Annotated in this window: 19 protein-coding genes; 3 read left to right on the plus strand and 16 right to left on the minus strand. The window is 59.5% G+C overall.

Going from position 1 to position 19,533, the window contains the following annotated elements; translation table 11 throughout:
• Nucleotides 1–43: 43 nt before the first annotated feature.
• The 6 genes from GLS_RS11645 to GLS_RS11670 form a co-directional block, all read right to left on the minus strand.
• On the minus strand, nucleotides 44–817 hold the full coding sequence (locus tag GLS_RS11645) for an SDR family NAD(P)-dependent oxidoreductase (protein WP_041112345.1): 774 nt from the start codon (nucleotides 815–817) through the stop codon (nucleotides 44–46).
• Between the two features lie 18 nt (nucleotides 818–835).
• Nucleotides 836–1,939, minus strand: a complete 1,104-nt coding sequence (locus tag GLS_RS11650; RefSeq protein ID WP_011253693.1) for an ABC transporter ATP-binding protein — start codon at nucleotides 1,937–1,939, stop codon at nucleotides 836–838.
• A gap of 53 nt (nucleotides 1,940–1,992) precedes the next feature.
• Nucleotides 1,993–2,820: a carbohydrate ABC transporter permease gene (locus GLS_RS11655; RefSeq protein ID WP_041112346.1), complete on the minus strand. Its 828-nt coding sequence runs from the start codon at nucleotides 2,818–2,820 to the stop codon at nucleotides 1,993–1,995.
• 1 nt (nucleotide 2,821) lies between these two features.
• Nucleotides 2,822–3,745, minus strand: coding sequence for a carbohydrate ABC transporter permease (locus GLS_RS11660; protein ID WP_052327577.1), 924 nt, complete (start codon nucleotides 3,743–3,745; stop codon nucleotides 2,822–2,824).
• A 27-nt stretch (nucleotides 3,746–3,772) separates the two neighbouring features.
• Nucleotides 3,773–5,101, minus strand: a complete 1,329-nt coding sequence (locus GLS_RS11665; protein WP_024717196.1) for an ABC transporter substrate-binding protein — start codon at nucleotides 5,099–5,101, stop codon at nucleotides 3,773–3,775.
• A gap of 78 nt (nucleotides 5,102–5,179) precedes the next feature.
• Nucleotides 5,180–6,826, minus strand: coding sequence for an FGGY-family carbohydrate kinase (locus GLS_RS11670; RefSeq protein ID WP_041112347.1), 1,647 nt, complete (start codon nucleotides 6,824–6,826; stop codon nucleotides 5,180–5,182).
• A gap of 283 nt (nucleotides 6,827–7,109) precedes the next feature.
• On the opposite strand from GLS_RS11670, the gene GLS_RS11675 reads away from it, so the two are divergent.
• Together GLS_RS11675 and GLS_RS11680 are read left to right on the plus strand one after the other, a co-directional pair.
• Entirely contained in the window at nucleotides 7,110–7,880 is a 771-nt protein-coding gene (locus tag GLS_RS11675; RefSeq protein ID WP_052327578.1) for an SDR family oxidoreductase, read from the plus strand.
• A 131-nt stretch (nucleotides 7,881–8,011) separates the two neighbouring features.
• On the plus strand, nucleotides 8,012–9,355 hold the full coding sequence (locus GLS_RS11680; RefSeq protein WP_024717195.1) for a GntT/GntP/DsdX family permease: 1,344 nt from the start codon (nucleotides 8,012–8,014) through the stop codon (nucleotides 9,353–9,355).
• Nucleotides 9,356–9,739: 384 nt separating this feature from the next.
• Here GLS_RS11680 and GLS_RS11685 read toward each other — a convergent pair whose 3' ends face one another.
• Complete coding sequence (locus GLS_RS11685) at nucleotides 9,740–10,555, minus strand: biliverdin-producing heme oxygenase (RefSeq protein ID WP_226986584.1); 816 nt, start codon at nucleotides 10,553–10,555, stop codon at nucleotides 9,740–9,742.
• Nucleotides 10,556–10,575: 20 nt separating this feature from the next.
• On the opposite strand from GLS_RS11685, the gene GLS_RS11690 reads away from it, so the two are divergent.
• Nucleotides 10,576–12,861 carry a TonB-dependent hemoglobin/transferrin/lactoferrin family receptor gene (locus GLS_RS11690; RefSeq protein WP_041112350.1) on the plus strand — a complete coding sequence of 762 codons (2,286 nt, stop codon included), beginning with the start codon at nucleotides 10,576–10,578 and terminating at the stop codon, nucleotides 12,859–12,861.
• 267 nt (nucleotides 12,862–13,128) lie between these two features.
• On the opposite strand, the gene GLS_RS11695 is transcribed toward GLS_RS11690, so the two are convergent.
• From GLS_RS11695 to GLS_RS11735, 9 genes are all read right to left on the minus strand, one after another.
• Entirely contained in the window at nucleotides 13,129–13,884 is a 756-nt protein-coding gene (locus GLS_RS11695) for a C1 family peptidase (RefSeq protein ID WP_041112351.1), read from the minus strand.
• Entirely contained in the window at nucleotides 13,881–14,426 is a 546-nt protein-coding gene (locus GLS_RS11700) for a hypothetical protein (RefSeq protein WP_041112352.1), read from the minus strand. Before GLS_RS11700 ends, GLS_RS11695 begins: the two co-directional genes overlap by 4 nt.
• Nucleotides 14,423–15,448, minus strand: coding sequence for a glycosyltransferase (locus GLS_RS11705; RefSeq protein WP_041112353.1), 1,026 nt, complete (start codon nucleotides 15,446–15,448; stop codon nucleotides 14,423–14,425). Before GLS_RS11705 ends, GLS_RS11700 begins: the two co-directional genes overlap by 4 nt.
• On the minus strand, nucleotides 15,448–16,023 hold the full coding sequence (locus GLS_RS11710; protein ID WP_052327667.1) for a hypothetical protein: 576 nt from the start codon (nucleotides 16,021–16,023) through the stop codon (nucleotides 15,448–15,450). Before GLS_RS11710 ends, GLS_RS11705 begins: the two co-directional genes overlap by 1 nt.
• Before the next feature lie 122 nt (nucleotides 16,024–16,145).
• A complete protein-coding gene (locus GLS_RS11715; protein WP_041112354.1) occupies nucleotides 16,146–16,481 on the minus strand; it encodes a hypothetical protein in 336 nt (111 codons plus the stop codon).
• Nucleotides 16,482–16,524: 43 nt separating this feature from the next.
• The gene (locus GLS_RS11720) at nucleotides 16,525–16,827 is read right to left on the minus strand and encodes a hypothetical protein (protein ID WP_041112355.1); all 303 of its coding nucleotides are present in this window, start codon (nucleotides 16,825–16,827) and stop codon (nucleotides 16,525–16,527) included.
• A gap of 2 nt (nucleotides 16,828–16,829) precedes the next feature.
• Nucleotides 16,830–18,494, minus strand: coding sequence for a hypothetical protein (locus GLS_RS11725; RefSeq protein WP_148295932.1), 1,665 nt, complete (start codon nucleotides 18,492–18,494; stop codon nucleotides 16,830–16,832).
• Between the two features lie 127 nt (nucleotides 18,495–18,621).
• Nucleotides 18,622–19,101 carry a hypothetical protein gene (locus tag GLS_RS11730; protein WP_041112357.1) on the minus strand — a complete coding sequence of 160 codons (480 nt, stop codon included), beginning with the start codon at nucleotides 19,099–19,101 and terminating at the stop codon, nucleotides 18,622–18,624.
• Nucleotides 19,101–19,370 (minus strand): hypothetical protein, encoded by a 270-nt coding sequence (locus GLS_RS11735; protein ID WP_062368190.1) that lies wholly within the window; start codon nucleotides 19,368–19,370, stop codon nucleotides 19,101–19,103. The genes GLS_RS11730 and GLS_RS11735 overlap by 1 nt, the downstream gene beginning before the upstream one ends.
• Nucleotides 19,371–19,533 lie beyond the last annotated feature (163 nt).

A 19,533-nucleotide genomic window follows, 5' to 3' on the forward strand; every position in this document is an offset into this window, starting at 1 on the left:
AAAAGGCATCCGGGCGCTGTGATGGCGCCCGGATCGTCCTTGCTCACCAGACGGTGAAGCCCGCATCCACATTCACGATGGCGCCGGTCATCAGGCTGGCTGCGTCGGACGCCAGGAACTGCACGACGGAAGCGACTTCATCGGGCTGGCCCACGCGGCCCATCGGGGTTCCGGCGATCCAGGCGTCGTAGAGTTCCGGCTTTTCCATGCCGAAGCGGGTGAGCGTCGTTTCGATATAGGTGGGGGCAACGGCGTTGGCACGAATGCCATGGGGAGCCCATTCTGCGGCGAGCGAGCGGATATACTGGTGAACGCCGGCTTTCGACGCATTATAGGCCGCCTGCTGCTGCGGGCGGTTGACGATCAGGCCGGACATGGAGCCGATTGCGACAATGACGCCCTGTTTCTGTTCGAGCATGATGCGCCCGACGGCCTGACAGGAGCGGAACATGCCGTTCAGGTTGATATCGACCTGCTTGAGCCACTGGCCATCCGTCATGTCCTCGGCCTTGACTTCGGAAATGCAGATGCCGGCGCAGGCGACCAGGATATCCACGCGGCCTTCCTGCTCGTGAACGCTGCGGACAGCGTTCTGCACACTTTCCGTGTTCGTGACGTCCATGACGACGCTGCTGACATCATGGCCTTCCATGCGCAGATCTTCCACGGCTTTTGCGGCCATGGCTTCATCGAGATCGGCGATGATGACGCGGGCGCCAGCCTCGGCCAGTGCGGTGACGCAGGCCAGGCCGATGTTCTGTGCGCCGCCGGTGACGATGGCGACGCGGTTATCGAGGCGGAGTTTTTCCATGTACATGGGATGTGGTTCCTAAGATCAGGCAGCGAGCGGGTGGCGGTGGCAGGCTTCGAACGCCAGGCCGTCAGGGGCAAAAAGGTGGCAGTTCTTTGGGGGAAGGGTCAGGCTGACGCGGGTTTCGACTTCCGTCAGGACTGCGCCATCCGTCTGGACGACGATTATTTCCCCGTCCGGCATGCGGACATGGACGAGCGTGATGGCACCGAGGCGTTCGATGACTTCCACGACGCCGCTGTTGGGGCCGGAAGAGGCCAGTTCGACATGTTCGGGACGGATGCCGACCGTCACCTTTGTTCCGGGCAGAAGGCCAGGGGATGTGACGGGCACGTAAAGGGTCGAGCCGTCGCGGAGCTGCACGCTGGAGCCTGCGGAATCTCCGCCCTGGAAAATGGCCGGGAAGAAGTTCATGGGCGGCGAGCCGATGAAGCGGGCCACGAACAGGTTGCGGGGGTGGTGGTACAGTTCGAGTGGGGAGCCGATCTGTTCGACCACGCCTTTCTGCAGGACGACGATCTTGTCCGCCATGGTCATGGCCTCGACCTGATCATGCGTCACATAGATCGTGGTGGCACCGAGCTTGCGGTGCAGGGCGGAGAGTTCCACGCGCATCTGGCCGCGCAGGGCGGCATCGAGGTTCGAGAGCGGCTCGTCGAACAGAAAGACTTTCGGGTTGCGGACGATGGCGCGACCGATGGCGACACGCTGGCGCTGGCCGCCGGAGAGCTGTCCGGGCTTGTGGTGCAGATAGGGCTCGAGCTGAAGCGTGCGGGCGACGTGCTCGATCTTCTCGCGGCGCTCGGCTTCCGGCATTCCGGCCAGTTTGAGGCCGAACTCCATGTTTTTGTAGACGTCCATGTGCGGGTAGAGCGCGTAGGACTGAAAGACCATCGCCAGACCGCGCTTGCCGGGTTCCACGTCGTTCACGCGCTGCCCGTCGATCAGGAGATCGCCGGATGTGATGTCCTCAAGGCCCGCGATCATGCGCAGGAGCGTGGATTTTCCGCAGCCTGACGGGCCGACGAAGACCACAAATTCGCGCTCTTCGATCGAGAGGGAAATCCCCTTGATGATTTCTTCCGTAAGGTAGGTCTTGCGGAGGTTCTTGAGTTCGACAGTCGCCATGGGTCAGGCCCCGTTTATGCAGGAATGTTGAATGGAGTGAGCCGGGATCCGCATCACTTGACGGCTCCGAAAGTCAGGCCGCGAACCAGCTGCTTCTGGCTGATCCAGCCAAAAACGAGGATCGGTGCGACGGCAAGGGTGGATGCCGCAGAGAGCTTGCCGAAAAACAGTCCTTCAGGAGAGGAGAAGGAGGCGATGAAGGCTGTCAAGGGGGCTGCGTGCGAGGATGTCAGGTTCAGGGACCAGAAGGCCTCGTTCCAGCACAGGATGAGCGACAGCAGGGCCGTGGACGCGATGCCGGGCAGGGCGAGCGGCAGCAGGACCATCGTCATTTCCTGCCAGCGCGTGGCGCCGTCCATCCGGCCTGCTTCGAGAATGGGGGCAGGGACTTCTCGGAAGAACGTGTAGAGCATCCAGACGATGATCGGCAGGTTCGTCAGCATGTCCACGACGGCCAGGCCGGTGCAGGTGTCGAGCAGATGCGTATTGCGCGCCAGCAGGTAGATCGGGACCAGCACACCGACGGGAGGCAGCATGCGGGTCGAGAGCATCCACAGCAGGGTGCCGCGTGTGCGCTTCGAGGGCAGGAACGCCATCGAATAGGCCGCCGGGACGGCCAGGGCGACGGCAATTGCTGTCGCGCCGACCGAGACGATCACCGTATTGAGCGCGAAATGCCAGTAACTGGCCCGCTCGAACACTTCGCCGTAACTGCTCAGCGTTGGCATGAAGAACAGCTTCGGCGGGGTGGAAATGGCCTGAACCTCGCTCTTGAAGCTCGTCAGGATCATCCAGAAGATCGGGAAAAACAGCCAGAGCGCGATGCCCCAGCCGAGAATGGTGACGCCGATCCGGGTGCTGGTTTTGGTCTTGAGCGCCATGTCAGGCCTCCAGATTGCGGGCTACGGCGCGCACCAGAAAGATCGCGACGATATTGGCGATGATGATTGCAATCACACCACCAGCCGAGGCGCCACCCACGTCGAACTGGAGCAGGGCGCGTGAATAGATCAGATAGGCCAGATTGGTGGAGGCTACGCCGGGACCGCCGGCAGTCGTGACGGAGATTTCGGCGAAAATCGTCAGCAGGTAGATCGTCTCGATCATGACGACGACGCTGATGGCGCGGCCCAGATGCGGCAGAATGATGTAGCGGAAACGGGCGATCGGGCCTGCGCCGTCCATCCGGGCGGCTTCGCGCTGTTCACCGTCGAGCGACTGTACGGCCGTCAGCAGGATGAGGACTGCGAAAGGCAGCCATTCCCAGGCGACGATCATCATGACGGTCAGAAGCGGAAACCGCGCCAGCCAGTCGATCGGCGTGAGACCCACAGCCCGCATCATGGCGGAATAGACGCCATAGATCGGGTGCAGCATCAGGTTCTTCCACAGCAGCGCCGAGACCGTAGGCATGATGAAGAAGGGCGAGATGACCATGATGCGGGCAATGCCGCGGCCGAAGAACTCCTGATCGTACAGGACGGCCAGCAGCGTTCCGCCGCCGACGCTGATGATCAGGACGCCCGCAACCAGTACGAACGTGTTCAGCAGCGAATGCAGGAAATCGGGGTCGGTCAGCAGGTACCAGTAATTGTCGATCCCCGCGAAGCCGTGCAGCGTGGGGTCAACGAGGTTGTAGTTCTGCACCGAGTACCACAGCGTCATGACGAGTGGGACGATCGACCACACCAGAAGAAGCAGGACGGACGGGGAAAGGAGCAGGAGACCTGTCCTTTTCCCGCGTGCCTTCGTCTGGTTCAGGACGGTCGCTCCGGCGGGCGGGCTGTGTTCGAGTACGGCCTGCATGGTATTGTTAACCTTGATCGGGCGGCGTTATCGCGCGCGGCCGGACTGGCGGAGCGCGCGGGTGATCGAAGCCTGGGCGGAGGTCAGGGCCTGATCGACGGTCATCTGATCGGACAGGGTCGCAGCAACGGTCTGGCCGACCTGGGTGCCGATGGCCTGGAATTCCGGGATACCGACGAACTGCGCACCGGTATAGGGACGCGGCTGGGCGGTCGGGCCGTTCGGATCAGCCGTCTTGATGGCGTTCAGCACGAAGGACGCGAAGGGGGCCGCCTTGACGTATTCCGGCGCGGCATAGGTGGAGGCGCGGGTTCCGGCCGGAACGGCGACCCAGCCTTTCTGTGCGGCGACCAGTTTCACGTAGTCCTTGGACGTTGCCCACGTAATGAAGGTCTGGGCATCTGCGCTCTGATGGGAGCTGACGGGGACGGCGAGGCTCCAGCTCCACAGCCAGGTCGGGCCTTTGCCATAAGGGCCTTTGGGGGAAGGTGCGAAACCGACCTTGTCGGCGACCTGGGACTGTTTGGGATCGAACAGCAGGCCGCCTGCGACGGTGGAATCAATCCAGATGCCGCAATGGCCGCTGGCGAACAGGGCCAGATTCTCGTTGAAGCCGTTGGAGGTGGCGCCCGGAGGACCGTCTGCCTTCAGAGCCGAGACGTACCAGTTCAGGGTCGCTTTCCACGCATCGGACGTCATGGTCGGCTTCCAGGACATGTCGAACCACTGCGCACCGAACGTGTTGGCGAGCGACGAGATATACGCCATGTTCTCGCCCCAGCCCGGCTTGCCGCGCAGGCAGATACCGTAGACCTGATTGCCCTTGTCCGTGATCTTGTCGGCGAACTGGCGGATCTGGTCGTAGGTGGGCGCGTCGGGCATCGTCAGACCGGCCTTCTGGAACAGGTCCTTGCGGTAATAGGTCATGACGCTTTCGGCGTAGAACGGCAGGGCATAGAGCTTGCCATCCGTCGTCAGGCTGTCGCGGACGGAGGGCAGGATGTCGTTCACGTCATAGGTGGCGTCCGGCTTGAGTTCGGTAAGCCAGCCCTGTTTGGCCCAGATCGGCACTTCGTAGTTGCCGATGGTGACGACATCGAACTGACCGGTTTTCATGGCGATATCGGTCGTGACGCGCTGACGCAGGACGTTTTCTTCCAGCGTGACCCAGTTCAGGTGAATGTCCGGATGGGCCTTCTCAAACTCCTGGGAAAGCTGCCGCATGACGATCATGTCACCATTGTTGACGGTGGCGATCGTCAGCGTTCCGGCGGCTTCGGCGCTGGACAGGGCGGAGCCCGTGAGCAGAAGGGCGAGAGTGCAGATGGCTGTGCGTGTGGCTTTGAGACGGGACATGGAAATCGGCCTCTGGAAAGGGATGGTGATGCGTTTCGGTAGGGCGGGAATGGCAGAACGGGTCGGACGGTTGTGCCGTCAGGCGGTGTTCTCCTTTTCCAGAACGTCACGCATCTGCTGACGCCAGGTGAGCTGCTGCGAGAGCATGTTGTGCGTGATGCTGCACTTGGCGGCGTGATAGGCAGCGAGGCGCGGGTCGGGGACGATCTCGTCTCCCGCGTGGCTCATCTGTGCCATGGCCTGTCGCAGATCGGTGTATGTTCCGCTTGCGACCGCGCCTAGGATGGCGGCGCCCAGCAGGACGGAATCCGGCTCCGCAGGGAGCAGGATGCGGCAGCCGGTAGCGTTGGCATGTTCGCGCAGGAAGACCGGGTTTTTGGTACTGCCGCCGGTCGCGAGGATGGTGTCGATCCGGTAGCCCTGCGCGTTGAGAGCCTTGATGATGTCTTTCGTGCCGTAGGCGAGGCCCTGCAAGGTGGCGAGGTACAGCCGGGCCAGATCATCGACCGTGTCTGACAATCTCAGACCACTGATCATGCCGGTCAGGTCAGGATCGGCATGGGGGGAGCGGTTGCCGTGGAAGTCTGGCAGCACGTGCAGGTCGGCTGTGATCGTCCCCGGCAGGCTGTTGCGTTCCAGAGCCTCGATCCGTGCGTTCAGCAGGGCGTAGACGCTGGTTCCCGCGTCTTTGGCTTCCTGCCTGAGCGCAGACCCAAAGGTATGGCTGGAAATGACGAAGTCGATCAGCGCGCCCGTCGCAGACTGCCCCGCTTCGTTCAGCCACATTTCAGGAACCATGGCGTTCCAGTAGGGGCCCCACACACCGGGCACGAAACGCGCCTCTTTCGACACGGCCATGTGACAGCTCGACGTCCCGCAGATCAGCGATATTGAGCGCTCAAGTTGATCGTCCGAGAGGGAGTCTTCGGTATTCAACCCGAACAGACCGATGCCACCGGCATGGGCGTCAATGGCGGAAACGCCGACGGGGATACCGGCTGGCATTCCCATTTCCGCAGCTGCTTGAGCGTTCAAGCAACCATCGACAAGACCGCCGAGGGGACGAATGTCGTTCCCGATGCGGCTGAAGCCGTCGCGTGCGAGGTCTTCAAGTCCAATGGACTGGAAATATCCTTCGTTCCAGCGGTTTTCGTGGGCGAGATAGGTCCATTTGCAGGCTGTCGAACAGGCCGAACGTGATAGCGAACCTGTAGCGCGCCATGTCAGGAAATCGGGAAGATCGAAGAAATGGGCCGCCTGTTCATAGACCTGAGGAAGATAGCGCTTCAGCCAGAGCAGCTTCGGCGTTTCCATTTCAGGGGAAATCGTACCGCCAACATAGCGCAGCACGTCCTGGCCACTGCTGTTGATTTCGCGCGTTTCTTCAAGGGCGCGATGGTCTGCCCAGAGAATGATATCCTGTCCCGGTGCGCCATCGGGATCTACCGAGAGACCCTGATCGTCGTCGCCAACGACGACGAGGGAGCAGGTTGCATCGAAACCGATGCCAATGACCTGTCCAGGTTCGTCAAGCATTTCCAGAGCGCTGCGGGTCGCTTCGCAGACGGCGGCCCAGATATCCTGCGAGGATTGCTGGGCATAACCGGGGCGCGGTGTCCATGTCTGGATTGGCCGGACGGAGGAGGCTTTCTTAAGTCCTTCAAGCGTGAAGAGACCCGCCCGGGCACTGCCTGTTCCAACATCAATTCCCAGAACCAGATCCATAGAATCACACCCAGATCTTAAAAAGCACAGACGGGACACGAGAAAAGATATACCCGAAGTCCGCCTAACGTTTGTTCGCGATGAAATATCACATTTCAACAACACAAACTATCGTTATCGATGTTACATATAACCTTCATGCTGTCCAGAAGCGGGCGGGAAGTTTTTCTGACAAAACTTGATTGCCCGTCTGAGAGCACGCGATGCGCACGCGGACTTGTGGATCCATGGCGGGTTCAGGCTGCTAGGAAGAACAGAACCGTGATTTTGAAGGCTGACAGATATGTCCCATCCCGATCTTTTTTCTCTCTCCGGTGCGCGCGCCCTTGTGACCGGGGCGTCACGGGGAATTGGCCTGACGCTGGCAAAGGGGCTTGCCCGCTACGGGGCTGAGGTTGTCCTGAATGGCCGGAATTCTGAAAGTCTGGACTCTGCGCAGTCCGGGTTCGAGGCGGAAGGATTGAAAGCCAGTACGGCGGTTTTCGATGTGACGGATCAGGATGCGGTGATTGACGGCGTCGCGGCGATTGAGCGGGACATGGGACCGATCGATATTCTGATCAATAATGCCGGGATACAGCGCCGAGCGCCTCTGGAGGAATTTTCGCGCAAGGACTGGGATGATCTGATGTCAACCAATGTCAACGCGGTTTTCTTCGTCGGCCAGGCGGTGGCGCGGCACATGATTCCCCGCGGACGGGGCAAGATCGTCAATATCTGTTCCGTCCAGAGTGAACTCGCCCGTCCGGGAATTGCGCCCTATACGGCCACCAAGGGAGCGGTCAAAAACCTGACAAAAGGTATGGCGACGGACTGGGGCAGGCACGGACTTCAGATCAACGGGCTGGCACCGGGGTATTTTGCGACGGAAATGACCGAAAGGCTCGTGGCGGACGAAGAATTCACGGACTGGCTGTGCAAACGGACGCCGGCAGGACGCTGGGGTCAGGTTGAGGAACTGGTCGGAGCAGCAGTATTTCTCTCTTCTCAGGCTTCAAGCTTCGTCAACGGGCAGGTGCTGATGGTTGATGGCGGGATTACCGTATCACTGTAGCCTTTCTGCGGGTGACTCTGTTTCAATTTATCAGAACTGTGTTAGGGGGCATTGTCTGTCGGGTTTGTGATGGAATGGTTTTCGATAAGATGGCTTCTTATGTCGGGATGCCACAGGAAAGTTGACATTTGATGAGCTCCATCTTTGCCATCTCGCTTGCGACCGCGGCCATTGCGGCGGTTGTCATTCTTATCGCCCGGTTCCGGATCAACCCGTTCATCGTCCTTTTTTCCGTCTCGATCCTGCTGGCCCTCGTTGCGGGTATGCCGGCTGACAAGGTCGTGGGGTCGTTCGAGGCGGGGGCAGGGCATGTGCTGGGGCATGTCGGAACCGTCATCGCCCTTGGCACCATGCTTGGGAAAATGCTGGCGGAGTCCGGTGGCGCCGATCGTATCGTCCTTACGATCTCGACCCTGTCGGGTCGTCGGCATGTCGACTGGGCCATGATGCTGATCGGTCTTCTGGTCGGCCTACCCGTATTTTTCGAAGTCGGCTTTGTGCTTCTGATTCCGCTAGCGTTTGTTCTGGCGGATCGGACGCAGACGCCTTTACTGCGTGTCGCTCTTCCCATGGGGGCTGCGCTGTCCATCACGCATGCTCTCATTCCACCGCACCCGGCCGCGCTTCTGGCGCTGAGCGCCTATCATGCAGATATCGGAAAGACCATTCTGCTTGGCATTGCGATCGGAACGCCGATTGCGGTGATTGCCGGGCCAGTCTTTGGGCGGTTCGCTTCCGCAAGAGTGATCCCCGAGGGGCCCAATCCGCTCGCAAAGCAGTTCGTGAACAGTAAGCCGCCAGGAAATCTTCCGGGGTTTGGCATCACGGTTTTCACAGTGCTCTCTCCCGTGATCCTGATGCTGGCCGGTTCGATGGCGGACCGCGTTGCCGCGCCTCATACGACCTTCAATAATATTCTGCATTTCATTGGCAATACGGATATCGCTCTGCTGCTGGCGACGGTCCTGTCATTTTATGTTTTGGGTCACGCACGGGGTTTTTCGCGAGAGACTGTTCTGCGATTTACAAATGAGTGCCTGGGGCCGACCGCCCTGATCATGCTCCTCGTTGGTGCAGGGGGTGGCTTCGGGCGTGTCCTCGTTGATAGCGGAGTTTCACGATCCATCACGGATACGGCACTGGGCGCTCACGTCCCTCTGCTGGTTCTGGCCTGGATGCTCGCTGCCATTGTGCGTGTTGCGTGCGGCTCCTCGACCGTTGCGATGGCCACAGCATCAGGGATCGTGGCCCCCATTCTTGCACGCTCAACAGGTGTGTCGGCCGAGTTGATGGTTCTGGTGACGGGTGCAGGCTCGGTTGCTTTCGGGCCCATGAACGACGCGGGATTCTGGCAGTTAAAAGAATATCTGGGCCTGACGGTTCCGCAGACCCTAAAGACGTGGTCGGTTCTCGAAACACTGATCGCCGTCTGCGGCCTGGTGTTCTGTATGATCGCTTCGATATTCGTTCATTAAGCTTTCCCAGCCCGTTCTGGCGGCAGACAATGCGCTGCGTATTTGACGCATGCTTGCGTGGTTGACGGGATGGGACGGGGCGAGAACCCGTTCAGGCGCTAGGGTATAATGAGGCCACTGCTTGTTGGGAAAAGCTTAATTTTCAAGGGGTTTCTTACCGGACCGAGTGGTGGGCGCAACAGGGATTGAACCTGTGACCCCTACCATGTCAAGGGAGGTGGAAATCTCTCAAAATGGCAGTTTTCTGCGGTAAAATAGATAGAAAGCTACGAGACTGCACGGGTTTTGCACTTCACGTCAGCATCCTGCCCAGATTTTCAACATAAAACTGAGCAGGAAGATTCTAGCGACAGGCCTGGAGATGCACTGAAGAGGGGCCGGCGTTTAAGGATGCATCAGGACATCTTCGGGACTCTCGAGATATCTCCTGACGTGCCTGAAGGCGTCCTGAGCCCCCTGGATACACCGCGCAGGGTCCAGTTCCGGCGCATGATCAATGGCTTCACGAAACCTGTTCCATGACAGTCCCCGGCCTTCTGGATCGGGGGCGAGGTGTCGGGCACCGAAGCTTGGTGTAAAGCCGATTTTCTGCGCAAGTTTTATGAGAAAACCGGCGCCGAGCTTGGATCCTTCCCCGACATACAACCATCCGGCTGCCACGGAGGCGTCCTCCACCGGCAAAAAGGTTTGGCGTGCCGGAAGAGGCTCGCCAAGATCGTTCAGATCTTCCTGAAGCATCGAAAAGCGGTTTCTGGCTGTAAGATCCGGGATGATGCCGGCGAGCACCTCATGACGATACAGAGGGTCAAGATGCTGGTGAAACCGATACTGCAGGAGCACAAAGTCGCGATAGCCCTTGGTCGTGGCAAACATGTTCCGCGACATGATGCTCTGATCCAACGTCTCATGCGTTGACGTTGTCGCTTCCTTGAGGCGGCGCGACAGGGGGAGTGTGTTCGTTTCGTTCATCAGGCTACGGGCCTTTCGATAAGATGCCGCTCTCTGAATGGGAGGCCGCAATTTAAATGCCGATCGGTCCGATGTGATCAGGAAAATACACTCGTATTGTTGCGAACGATAATCATAAGCAACAACGGTGAATTCCGGTTGACGGACGCTTTTTAAGGACCTTACATGCGATCGATTCTCATTTGCAATGCCTGAGGTTTCCCGCAATGCCAAGGTTCTGTCCACGACCACGTCGCGTCTTTTTTTCCTATATGCTGGCGACCACGGCACTGGCCTGCGCCTGCGCCTGCGTAGCACCTGCCGTTGCAGCGTCGGTTAATACCGATCCGAAGACGTCCAAATCTGCTGTTTCAACAACCACGTCCAAAAGCAGCGCGAGTACACCAACGTCTCCACAGGTCTCGATTGCCCTGCCGGCCGTGAAGGTGAAGGGGGCTCAGGACATCATTGATTCGATGAAATTCGATCCCGATGCAGATCACAGTTCGGTCGGCATGGCTGGTGTTCTCACGACAACGACCACTTACAAGACTTTTCGTGACCGGCAGATCGACAGCCTGGAAGATTATTCCCGTCGCGTGGATGCGTCCGTGAATTACAGTGCCGGGAATTCCAGCATCAACATCCGCGGCCTTGATCAGAACCGCATCCAGACAACCATTGATGGCGTTCGCATGCCCTGGGCGAATGATGGTGCCTATGCCGGGTCGTTCAGCACCGCGCAGGGTGGTGTCAGCGCTTTTGATTTCAATTCCCTCGGCGCCATTGATGTGGTCAAAAGCGCAGATTCCAGCTTTTTCGGCACAGGTGCCCTCGGAGGCGTTATTGCACTCCGGACACTGGATCCGGAAGATATCCTCAAACCGGGAAAGACCTTTGGCGGCATCACGAAGCTGACTTATAACGGCTCCGCTGAAGCGGCTCTCCTCGATCAGGCTTTTGCAGCCCGATACAAGAACACGGTTTTCCTGCTCCAGGGGGGCTATCAGAACGGCAGCGAGACAGGGAACGAAGGAAACATCTACGGTTACGGGCGCACCCGAACCGCTAAAGATCCTGCCAGTTATAGTCAGGGCAGCTTCCTAGGCAAAATCCGTCACTATTTTGAGGGCGGTCACCGGATCGGTCTGACTGGCGAATGGTTTGATCGCAATTACAATGAACGAACACGGACGTCTGAATCCACGGCCACGGACCACTACACAACCAAAAGCGAAAATCAGCGCTCGCGCGTCTCAGGCAATTACGATTACCAGGGCGAAACACCGACTTCGCTTTTCAGCGAGGCTCATCTTCTGGCGTACTGGCAGCAGATCAAGACCGATACCGATATTCTCAACAACGATACTGCCAAGGCTTCGACCTATAGCCATGAGCATCTGACGCTGCCGGTGCAGTCCTATGGAGTGAAAGGTTCAGCCACCAACAATGTCTTCACCGGTCCACTCCATCACGCCATTACCTATGGTGGTGAAGTTTTCCTGACCGATACCTACCAAACCCAGACCGGCCAGCAGGCGACATCCAGTCCTTATCTGCATGATAATTTCTCGGACATGCCGAAAGTTCATGGCACTGACCTTGGGGCACTGGTTCAGGATCGTATCGGCATGGGGGCAAAGGAATGGTTCCATATCACCCCCGGATTCCGTTTTGACTACTTCCAGCGCGATCCTCACAATACCGCCTCCTATCAGGCGAATTCGGGCTACACCGGTCTGCCGCATGGAGCTCATGGCTCCCACTTTTCTCCCAAAGTCCTCATCGAAGGAAAAGTCTCGAAGGATCTGACACTGTATGCTCTGTATTCACAGGCCTATCGTGCACCGTCCGCTACAGAAGAATATCTGAATTACAGTACGGCACCTTACTACCAGGTTGTCGGCAATCCCAATCTCAAGCCTGAAAGCAGCAAAGGTTGGGAAGTTGGCTTGAAGTATGGTGATTCCGAGCGTGGCGTCAACGTATCCTTCTACGACAATTATTATAAGAACTATATAGACATGGACGGAATTACCGGTTGCTCAGGTTATTACCTCTGCTACGGCTATACCAATCTTTCCCATGTTCGAATCTACGGTACGGAAGCCAATATCCACTGGGCCTTTGACAAGCACTGGCACACATGGGGGTCCTTTTCCTACACGGATGGACGCGATACCGACATGAACTTCCACCTTGCGTCGGTCGCACCTTTCCGCGGAATTATTGGCTTCGGGTACAAGACTGACCGTTGGGGCAGCGATCTGTCAGCCACATTCGCCACGCATCGAAACGACGCTAAATATCTGACCTCTACCGGAACACTGACCAGTCAGTGGAAGACACCCGGTTATGTCCTCTTTGACCTTACCGGCTGGTACAGCCCTTCTTTCTATCACGCCCTGCGCATTCAGGCCGGAATGTACAACATCTTCAACAAAGCCTATTACAACGCCGCATCACTCCCGTACGGAGCGTCGTCTTCATCTCTCTCCGAACGCTACTACACTCAGCCTGGTCGCTCCTTCAAAGTCACTGCAAGGATCGACTTCTGAAGCAGATCAGAAGCTCCAGAAGACAGATAGAGCTCCTCTGGAGCTAGCTGACTGCTGGTCGATGTTTTTAGAGTTATTGAGGGTATGGGAGTACTTTTCGTAAGTTTCTCATACCCCCTAACTGGAACCCTTCAATTCGATTCCGCGCTCGTCCATCGAATTCACAGGATTGCGGGTCATTCCCCCCGCAGATCCCGCGCCGCGCCGATCATGGCGAGTGTGATTCCCGAGAGTAAGGGAACGAGGATGATGACGGCGGCGAGGAGATCACGCAGCACGGACTTCTGCCAGCAATGCATCGAAATCCTCACCGGTCGGTGCTGTGCCGGGAACGCCCAGCCAGTTTTGCCGCGACAGCAGGCCATAAGCCTCATCGGCGATTGCCGAGAAGGTCGCCCAGGGCATGAAGGTGCGGGCGCCCCAGGTGTTGAAGAACACGCCGTCCGGATTGTAGCCCACAAGAGCGATCGCATGGCCGCCAGCAGGCTTGAGCGCATCGCCGGCAAGCGTATCCAGATCCCACGTCTCACCCAGGCCGAGCGACAGGAAGCCCTGTGGCACCTGCACCCCCGCCAGCACCCCACCAAGGAACGCGATACCGCGCTTGATGCTCATCTCGTCGCTCGGCTGGATGGAGCCGAACGCGGTCAGATAGTCGAGCGTCTGACCCGGCCGCTGGAAGCCCGTCCTTCGCCATGCGTTCAGTTCATCCAGCAGCACAGTACCGTCGTCGTTTGTGCCTGTGGCGGGATCGAAGCCGGTGACGGCGGCATAGTTTGCCAGCACCTGGTCGGTCGAAAGGACGACCAGCCCCTGCGCTGCTTTCGTCCAGGTCGCCACCAGCGCGGCGTGGGCAGCGAACGCGCAACAGCCATATCTGTCATTGCCCCACATCTGATAGGGCACAGACGCGGACCAGTCGCGGGCGTAGGGTACGGTAGGCAATGCGGCTTCCAGAACAGGCGCAAGGCGATAAGTGCGATAGTCGTGTTTGGGGTCTTTTTTCCCGAGGCAGCGGGTCATGCGTTCACCTTTGGGGCGGGGACGTAAATAGGGGCGGCCTGGCCTAGAAGGCGCGCGCGCATTCGCAAGGGCAGGGCGCTTCCAAGCGCCATATTCTCGACCCGCCCGGCCTGATACAGGTCGTTGAGAAGCTGCTCGCCCGTGACCAGCCGCCGGGATGTCGAAAACACGTCGGCAGCTGCGAGCGCGTCGTAAACGTATTCGAAGCAGTAGGCATGGCCGGGCCGTTGCAGGGACTGGATCCGGAAGGCCCAGGCCGCCATCGCCAGAACGTCGTATGACGTGCCCAGCATGGACTTGCAGTAAGTCTGGGCTCGTGCCGCTTCATCGTCCGTCAGGCGGATCGTGAAGGCATGCCCGTTCCGGGGTGGCATCCCGAAGTCTGGATCGGTAGGACCGCCCCCCACAATCCGCGGGTAGGTGGCCGAATAGATCGTCCCGTCCAGCTCGATCGTGGCGTGGCTGTAGTCGCTTTCGAGCCGCCAGCAGATCAGGCGGCCGAATACGTCCGCCGGGTAGTAGAATCGAACCGTCGCGGTCATGCGAACCGCTCCAGCCAGACGCACTCGGAGCGCCGGTTATAATTCACCATATCGCGCCGCTGGCGATGCAGCCGATACGAACGGGCTACGTCACTTTCTGCCCAGATTTCCATCAGCAGGGCCGCAATGCCCTTGCTCGATGTCGGATCTGCAAAGGCATAGTCCCCGAGCCACGGGAATTCGCTTGATGCGACAACCGGTACGGAAGATGCCATGGCGTCGGCCGCCACGATATTGAATGTCTCGGTGAAGGAGACCTGCATGCAGATGTCCATCGTGGCCATCAAGCGCAGGAAATCCGCGTGTTCCTGCCAGCCATGCTCGACCAGTTCATGCCGCGACGCACCGAACACTTCCCGCAGGTTCTTGAGGACCGGACTGCCGTTCCCTTCAACCCGCGTGGCATTGACGTGGAAGCGCAGGGACAGGCCTGCCGCATCAGCAAAAGCCATGGCGGCAATCGCCTGAACCATGTGGTTCTTGAGCGGACGGATAGCACCGAAACAGCCGATATCGATCACATCCGACGGCATGGGCTTGGCGCTGATTTCGCCTCCCGAAGGCGTCGGGTAATAGTTCGGCCCATACGTGACAAGCGTCTCCGGATGAGCGCATGCCGATGCGACAACCTGCATGTCACCGACTGCTCGGGGCGCATTGCACATGACCTCTACGCCACGGGCCAGATACGCCGCCGTCCAGCCAAACGCGATGCCCTCATTGGCGAGGAAAGGCGTTTCGGAATGGTCGCGCACAATCCAGCGGACGCGCGGATGAAGGGCTTTCAGAACGTCGAATTTCTCTGGCACGACCCAGAAGGCCTCGACAATGACATGTGTCGGACGATAGGCCGTCACTTCCCGGTCGATGCAGTTGTTGTCCTGCACTTCGACGGCCTTGGCCTCGATCCCATGGCTGGTGAGCATGTCCACGACAAAGCGCACCGAATTGGCTAGGCCGGAGGAACCGGAGGTATAGCCCCAGTTTCCCTCGCGGCTTTTCAGGATGAAGAGCAGGCGCATCAGGCCGCCACCTTCAGGATGCGGAGAGCCTGAGCTTCCGTCATGGCCGGTTCAGACATGGAGACGACGCCGAGGATGCCTTCGAAGACGGATACGATGGTCTTGAGAGCAGACAGGGCCGTATTCGCATCGGACAGGACGGAACTGGATACCGTGCTGCTCGCGCCTGTGATGGCCGAAGACAGATCGGCAGCGACCGTCTGAAGATCTGCCAGGACCGAGTTGATCGCGCTCTTCATGGTCGTGTCGTCGTAGTTGACCGTCACGCTTGATCCCGCAGCGGTTGAGAAAGCGCTCAGGGCAGCCGAAAGGGCTACCGATGCCGTCTCGATCACAGCGACAGCCGGTGCACCGATCGCCGAAGCTACCGCAGCGATGGACAGGACCGTCGAGACCGCGTTGATGCCGGCCTGACCGTAAGCCTTCACTTTGGCGACGTTGACCGTGATGGTCGTGACGTTTCCGGACTTCGTGACAGTGCAGGCGCCAAGCATGCCGATTGCGGAGCCGGCAAGAATTGTCCCGAGGAAACCGCGGCGCGTCTGGCGCGCAGTGAGGGAATTCAGATCAGTCACAGAGGCCTCCAATAAAAAAACCGCCCCGGAGGGCGGTTGGAACAGGTCATTCATTGGCATCCCCGATCAGGGGAGCATGCTTCTAGAAAAAGAAAATCGCGCGCACCTAAGAGAAAGCCGCGTCAACCAGATACTTTGGGCGGTTCACCCGATTTCGGGTGTGTGGAAGCCGGATCGAGGCCCAGCCTAGCGGCTTCAACGGCGCGGCTGGCATCGGCCGGGATCATCAGGGCCTTGGCATCGGGCTGATAGGCGTTGGTGTTCCAGCCCCTGGACTGTGCCAGGGCGGAGATGGTCTTGTAGAGCAGCGCCATCCTGCTGCCGGCAGCAGGCGGCTTCCAGAACCGCATGGCCAGAGCGGCGGCCGCGATCAGGAAGGTAAGGATCGAGACCAGATCCCCCGCATACTGCGCCGGCAGATACGGCAGGATCGTCTGGAACAGGGAGGTCCAGTCCATTTCAGTTCTCCAGATATGAAAAAACCGCCCGAAGGCGGCGTACTCAGGCGCTGGTCGCTCCGTTCAGCGGATCCGTCGACCCACTGGCGTTCACCCTGGTCAGGATGGCAGCGTAGACCTCGGCCTGGGTCGCGGCCGTGATGTCGCTTACTCCCAGATCTGCGGCTGTGAAGGCGAAGAACCGCGTTTGCAGCGGAGCGGATCCGGCAGCCTGGGCTGCCGATGACACATATCCGCCGAGATATGCGTTGCAGGTCCCGCTACCGATGACAGCCTGCATTGAGATCAGGGACCAGTAAGCCGCCACGGCTCCGGTCGACATCGTCACGTTTTTGGAAAGCGCCATGATCAAAATCCTTTGGCGGTGTATTCCAGCCCCAGCGTGGCTGAACTGGCATTGGCGAACTGGATCACAAACCCGGTGGACGTGATGTTATAGAGGTAAGCCGCACCGGCGGTCGTATCCTGGCCCAGGACGTTCCATTCCAGATGCGGCGCGCCTCCGATGAAAATCGGGTGTGTCGTACCGGCCCGGGTCGGAAACGTGACCGCGACCCGGTTTGAGCTATCCATGGTGACATTCTGGGCAGTCTGCAGGAGTTCGTAGCGTCCGGTCGCCGAGACCTCACCGTAATAGATGCCGCCAGTCGGATAGTGAACGGCCTCCTGGTTGATCTGGTTGGCGCCATGGTCCAGCACGCAGGTACCAGCCGTGCCGCCCCATTCGCCCCAGTAGGTGTCCAGCGCACCGCAGACATTGTTGCTGTTGCCGGACGCGTATTCGAAGCCGCCCGCGATGGTCTCGGGAACGATGATCGTCGCCCGCCGGGAGCGGAAATAGGACACATCGGAATGCACGTAGACCAGCGTAGACGTGCTATCGAGGTTGTTCCCGCTCTCGATATTCATCCCGTCCAGAACCACGTCCCCGCATTGCCGGAAGGACAGCATCGAGCGGTATGTCCGGACTGTTCCGTCGGGTGCAGCCGGGATGGCCATTCCGGACGGAAGCGTATTGGGCACGAAATAGCTTTTCTGCACCCGGACCATGCGGCATCCATAAAGGTCCAGTCCGAAGCCGTAGCCCTGCGTGTCGCAGCCGTCGAAAATCCAGATGGGCGCCTGGTAATTCGTGCCACCGAGAGCCGCAGGATTCAGCCAGGCCCGGACAAACCCCCAGCCATTATAGGCGGTGCAGCCATAGAAGCGCTGCCCTTCCCACGGGACCATGGAATGGAAATCCCAGCCGAAGAGGTAATTATCCACCCGACAGGCCACGAACACGCTGGTGAAATTACCGAAAGTATTGGCCGTGGTTCCGTTGAACCGGAAACCCGCCACCGTCTGCATCGTCCCGTCCGGCCCGTTTGCCACGACGTTGTGCCAGACGGTGTCGCGGGGACAGTTCGTGAAGTTTCCGGCCTGGGTGAAATACCGGAATCCCACATTGCTCCAGGACATGCAGCCGAACAGGCTGAGCGACGCCGCGAACACAGCCGAAACAGCAGGTGCGCCGGAGCCCGACGTATTGGCGTCAACGAAGGTCATGTCCCGGATCTGGAGCGTCCCCACAGCGGGCGTTTCCGTCGTACCGTGCTGTATGACACCGGCACCCCCTGACTTCATCAGGATCGTGGTGTTGTCCTTGCCGCCACCCGAAATCGACAGAGAAACCGTTCCGGTAGAAAGAGGGGTACCGATGAACAGGACGACGCCTGCGGGAAGCTGCAGCGCGACCGAAGGTGCGGGCAGCCCAGATGAGACCGTGCTGCCGATTGTGGCGATCAGGGTATTGATGGCCGGCCCGTCATCCGTCATCCCATCCAGCTGGCAGCCCGCACGCCGGAGTGCATGAGCGTCCAGCAGGACCGTGTCGATCGAAAGGTTGTTTCCGTTCGCAGCGAACAGCGCGGTCGTCGGGCCAATCTGACCATCTGCAGCATCGACCTTGCCGGCAAACTGGGCCGCAACCGTCGGAGACGCCACAATATCTGACGGGTTTCCTGTGGCCATATAGGACCGCCAGGATGGCTGGGAATTCGTAACTGTCGTCACAGTCATTTCTCTCTGTCAGGGAGACGCCAGACGAGTACCCGCAGGCGCAGAAGATGACGGCGCCACAGCGCCCAGAGGAGCAGGCTCACGCCGCAATGGCCGCCTGGAAATCAGGGATATTCGCCAGAGCGCAGGCCGAACCGAGCGGGGAATTGTACCAGCGCTTGTGGTACTGGGCCTGACCGGCCGCATCATCGGCTGCGGGGATCGGCTCAGGGGCCAGAAGGACTTTCGTGGCGCACATGGCCGCGCCGTAGAGCGGCAAGGTGATCATCAGACCGGCTGCGTGCGGCTGACCATAGAGCAGTCGGTTCAGGCCCGATGCGATCCTTGAGCGGGACGGAGCCGGAAGGGAATTCTTCCAGATGTCGTCATGGGTGGCCGGCTCCATCTGCCAGAAGCCCTTGGCCGGCCCACCGTTGAGCTGCTCCAGCCACACATAGCCGCTTTCGACCAGACCGATACCGGTGACGATGTTGAGATGTGCCGGATCATCCAGACCAATCGCCTGGAGTGCCGGCCGGATCCACAGACGCTTGATCTGTGAGAGGTTCAGGCCGGCCATTACAGATGCCACAGCAGGCGTGCCAGGGAGTAAAGTCCCACGGCAACACCGCCTCCGACCCCGGATCCGCCTGCAATGACCATGGCGCGCCGGCTGTTAAGGGAGTCCATCTTGGCACTCAGAGAGGCAAACCCGTTTTTCACGGTATCCTCGAGCGTGGCGACACGATCCGAGAGGGATCCCGTCGTATCTTCCAGATGTTCCTGCTTGGTTTCGATCCTGACAACACGCTCGAGGAGCTCAGTATTGCCAACGGCTTCATCGGGCATGCGGCCCTCCAATAAAAAAGCCGCCTCAAAGGGCGGCTATGTCAGTCAGATCGTGAATGGAGTCAGTTGCACGCCGTTGCGCTGTTCAGAGCTGCAGGGGGCCAGGAGAGCAAGAGCGGCGCGTTGATCCCGCGAACCCGGAATGCGGGTGGCACGTCCGCAC

It is taken from the genome of Gluconobacter oxydans DSM 3504 (assembly GCF_000583855.1).
GTDB lineage: Bacteria > Pseudomonadota > Alphaproteobacteria > Acetobacterales > Acetobacteraceae > Gluconobacter > Gluconobacter oxydans.

Coding starts and splice junctions, on each gene's coding strand:
- GLS_RS11680 (WP_024717195.1), top strand. CDS start 8,012: ATGAGCTCCATCTTTGCCATCTCGCTTGCGACCGCGGCCATTGCGGCG.
- GLS_RS11645 (WP_041112345.1), bottom strand. CDS start 817: ATGTACATGGAAAAACTCCGCCTCGATAACCGCGTCGCCATCGTCACC.
- GLS_RS11735 (WP_062368190.1), bottom strand. CDS start 19,370: ATGCCCGATGAAGCCGTTGGCAATACTGAGCTCCTCGAGCGTGTTGTC.
- GLS_RS11725 (WP_148295932.1), bottom strand. CDS start 18,494: ATGGCCACAGGAAACCCGTCAGATATTGTGGCGTCTCCGACGGTTGCG.
- GLS_RS11670 (WP_041112347.1), bottom strand. CDS start 6,826: ATGGATCTGGTTCTGGGAATTGATGTTGGAACAGGCAGTGCCCGGGCG.
- GLS_RS11650 (WP_011253693.1), bottom strand. CDS start 1,939: ATGGCGACTGTCGAACTCAAGAACCTCCGCAAGACCTACCTTACGGAA.
- GLS_RS11730 (WP_041112357.1), bottom strand. CDS start 19,101: ATGGCCGGCCTGAACCTCTCACAGATCAAGCGTCTGTGGATCCGGCCG.
- GLS_RS11675 (WP_052327578.1), top strand. CDS start 7,110: ATGTCCCATCCCGATCTTTTTTCTCTCTCCGGTGCGCGCGCCCTTGTG.
- GLS_RS11690 (WP_041112350.1), top strand. CDS start 10,576: ATGCTGGCGACCACGGCACTGGCCTGCGCCTGCGCCTGCGTAGCACCT.
- GLS_RS11700 (WP_041112352.1), bottom strand. CDS start 14,426: ATGACCGCGACGGTTCGATTCTACTACCCGGCGGACGTATTCGGCCGC.
- GLS_RS11695 (WP_041112351.1), bottom strand. CDS start 13,884: ATGACCCGCTGCCTCGGGAAAAAAGACCCCAAACACGACTATCGCACT.
- GLS_RS11705 (WP_041112353.1), bottom strand. CDS start 15,448: ATGCGCCTGCTCTTCATCCTGAAAAGCCGCGAGGGAAACTGGGGCTAT.
- GLS_RS11660 (WP_052327577.1), bottom strand. CDS start 3,745: ATGCAGGCCGTACTCGAACACAGCCCGCCCGCCGGAGCGACCGTCCTG.
- GLS_RS11715 (WP_041112354.1), bottom strand. CDS start 16,481: ATGGACTGGACCTCCCTGTTCCAGACGATCCTGCCGTATCTGCCGGCG.
- GLS_RS11720 (WP_041112355.1), bottom strand. CDS start 16,827: ATGGCGCTTTCCAAAAACGTGACGATGTCGACCGGAGCCGTGGCGGCT.
- GLS_RS11655 (WP_041112346.1), bottom strand. CDS start 2,820: ATGGCGCTCAAGACCAAAACCAGCACCCGGATCGGCGTCACCATTCTC.
- GLS_RS11665 (WP_024717196.1), bottom strand. CDS start 5,101: ATGTCCCGTCTCAAAGCCACACGCACAGCCATCTGCACTCTCGCCCTT.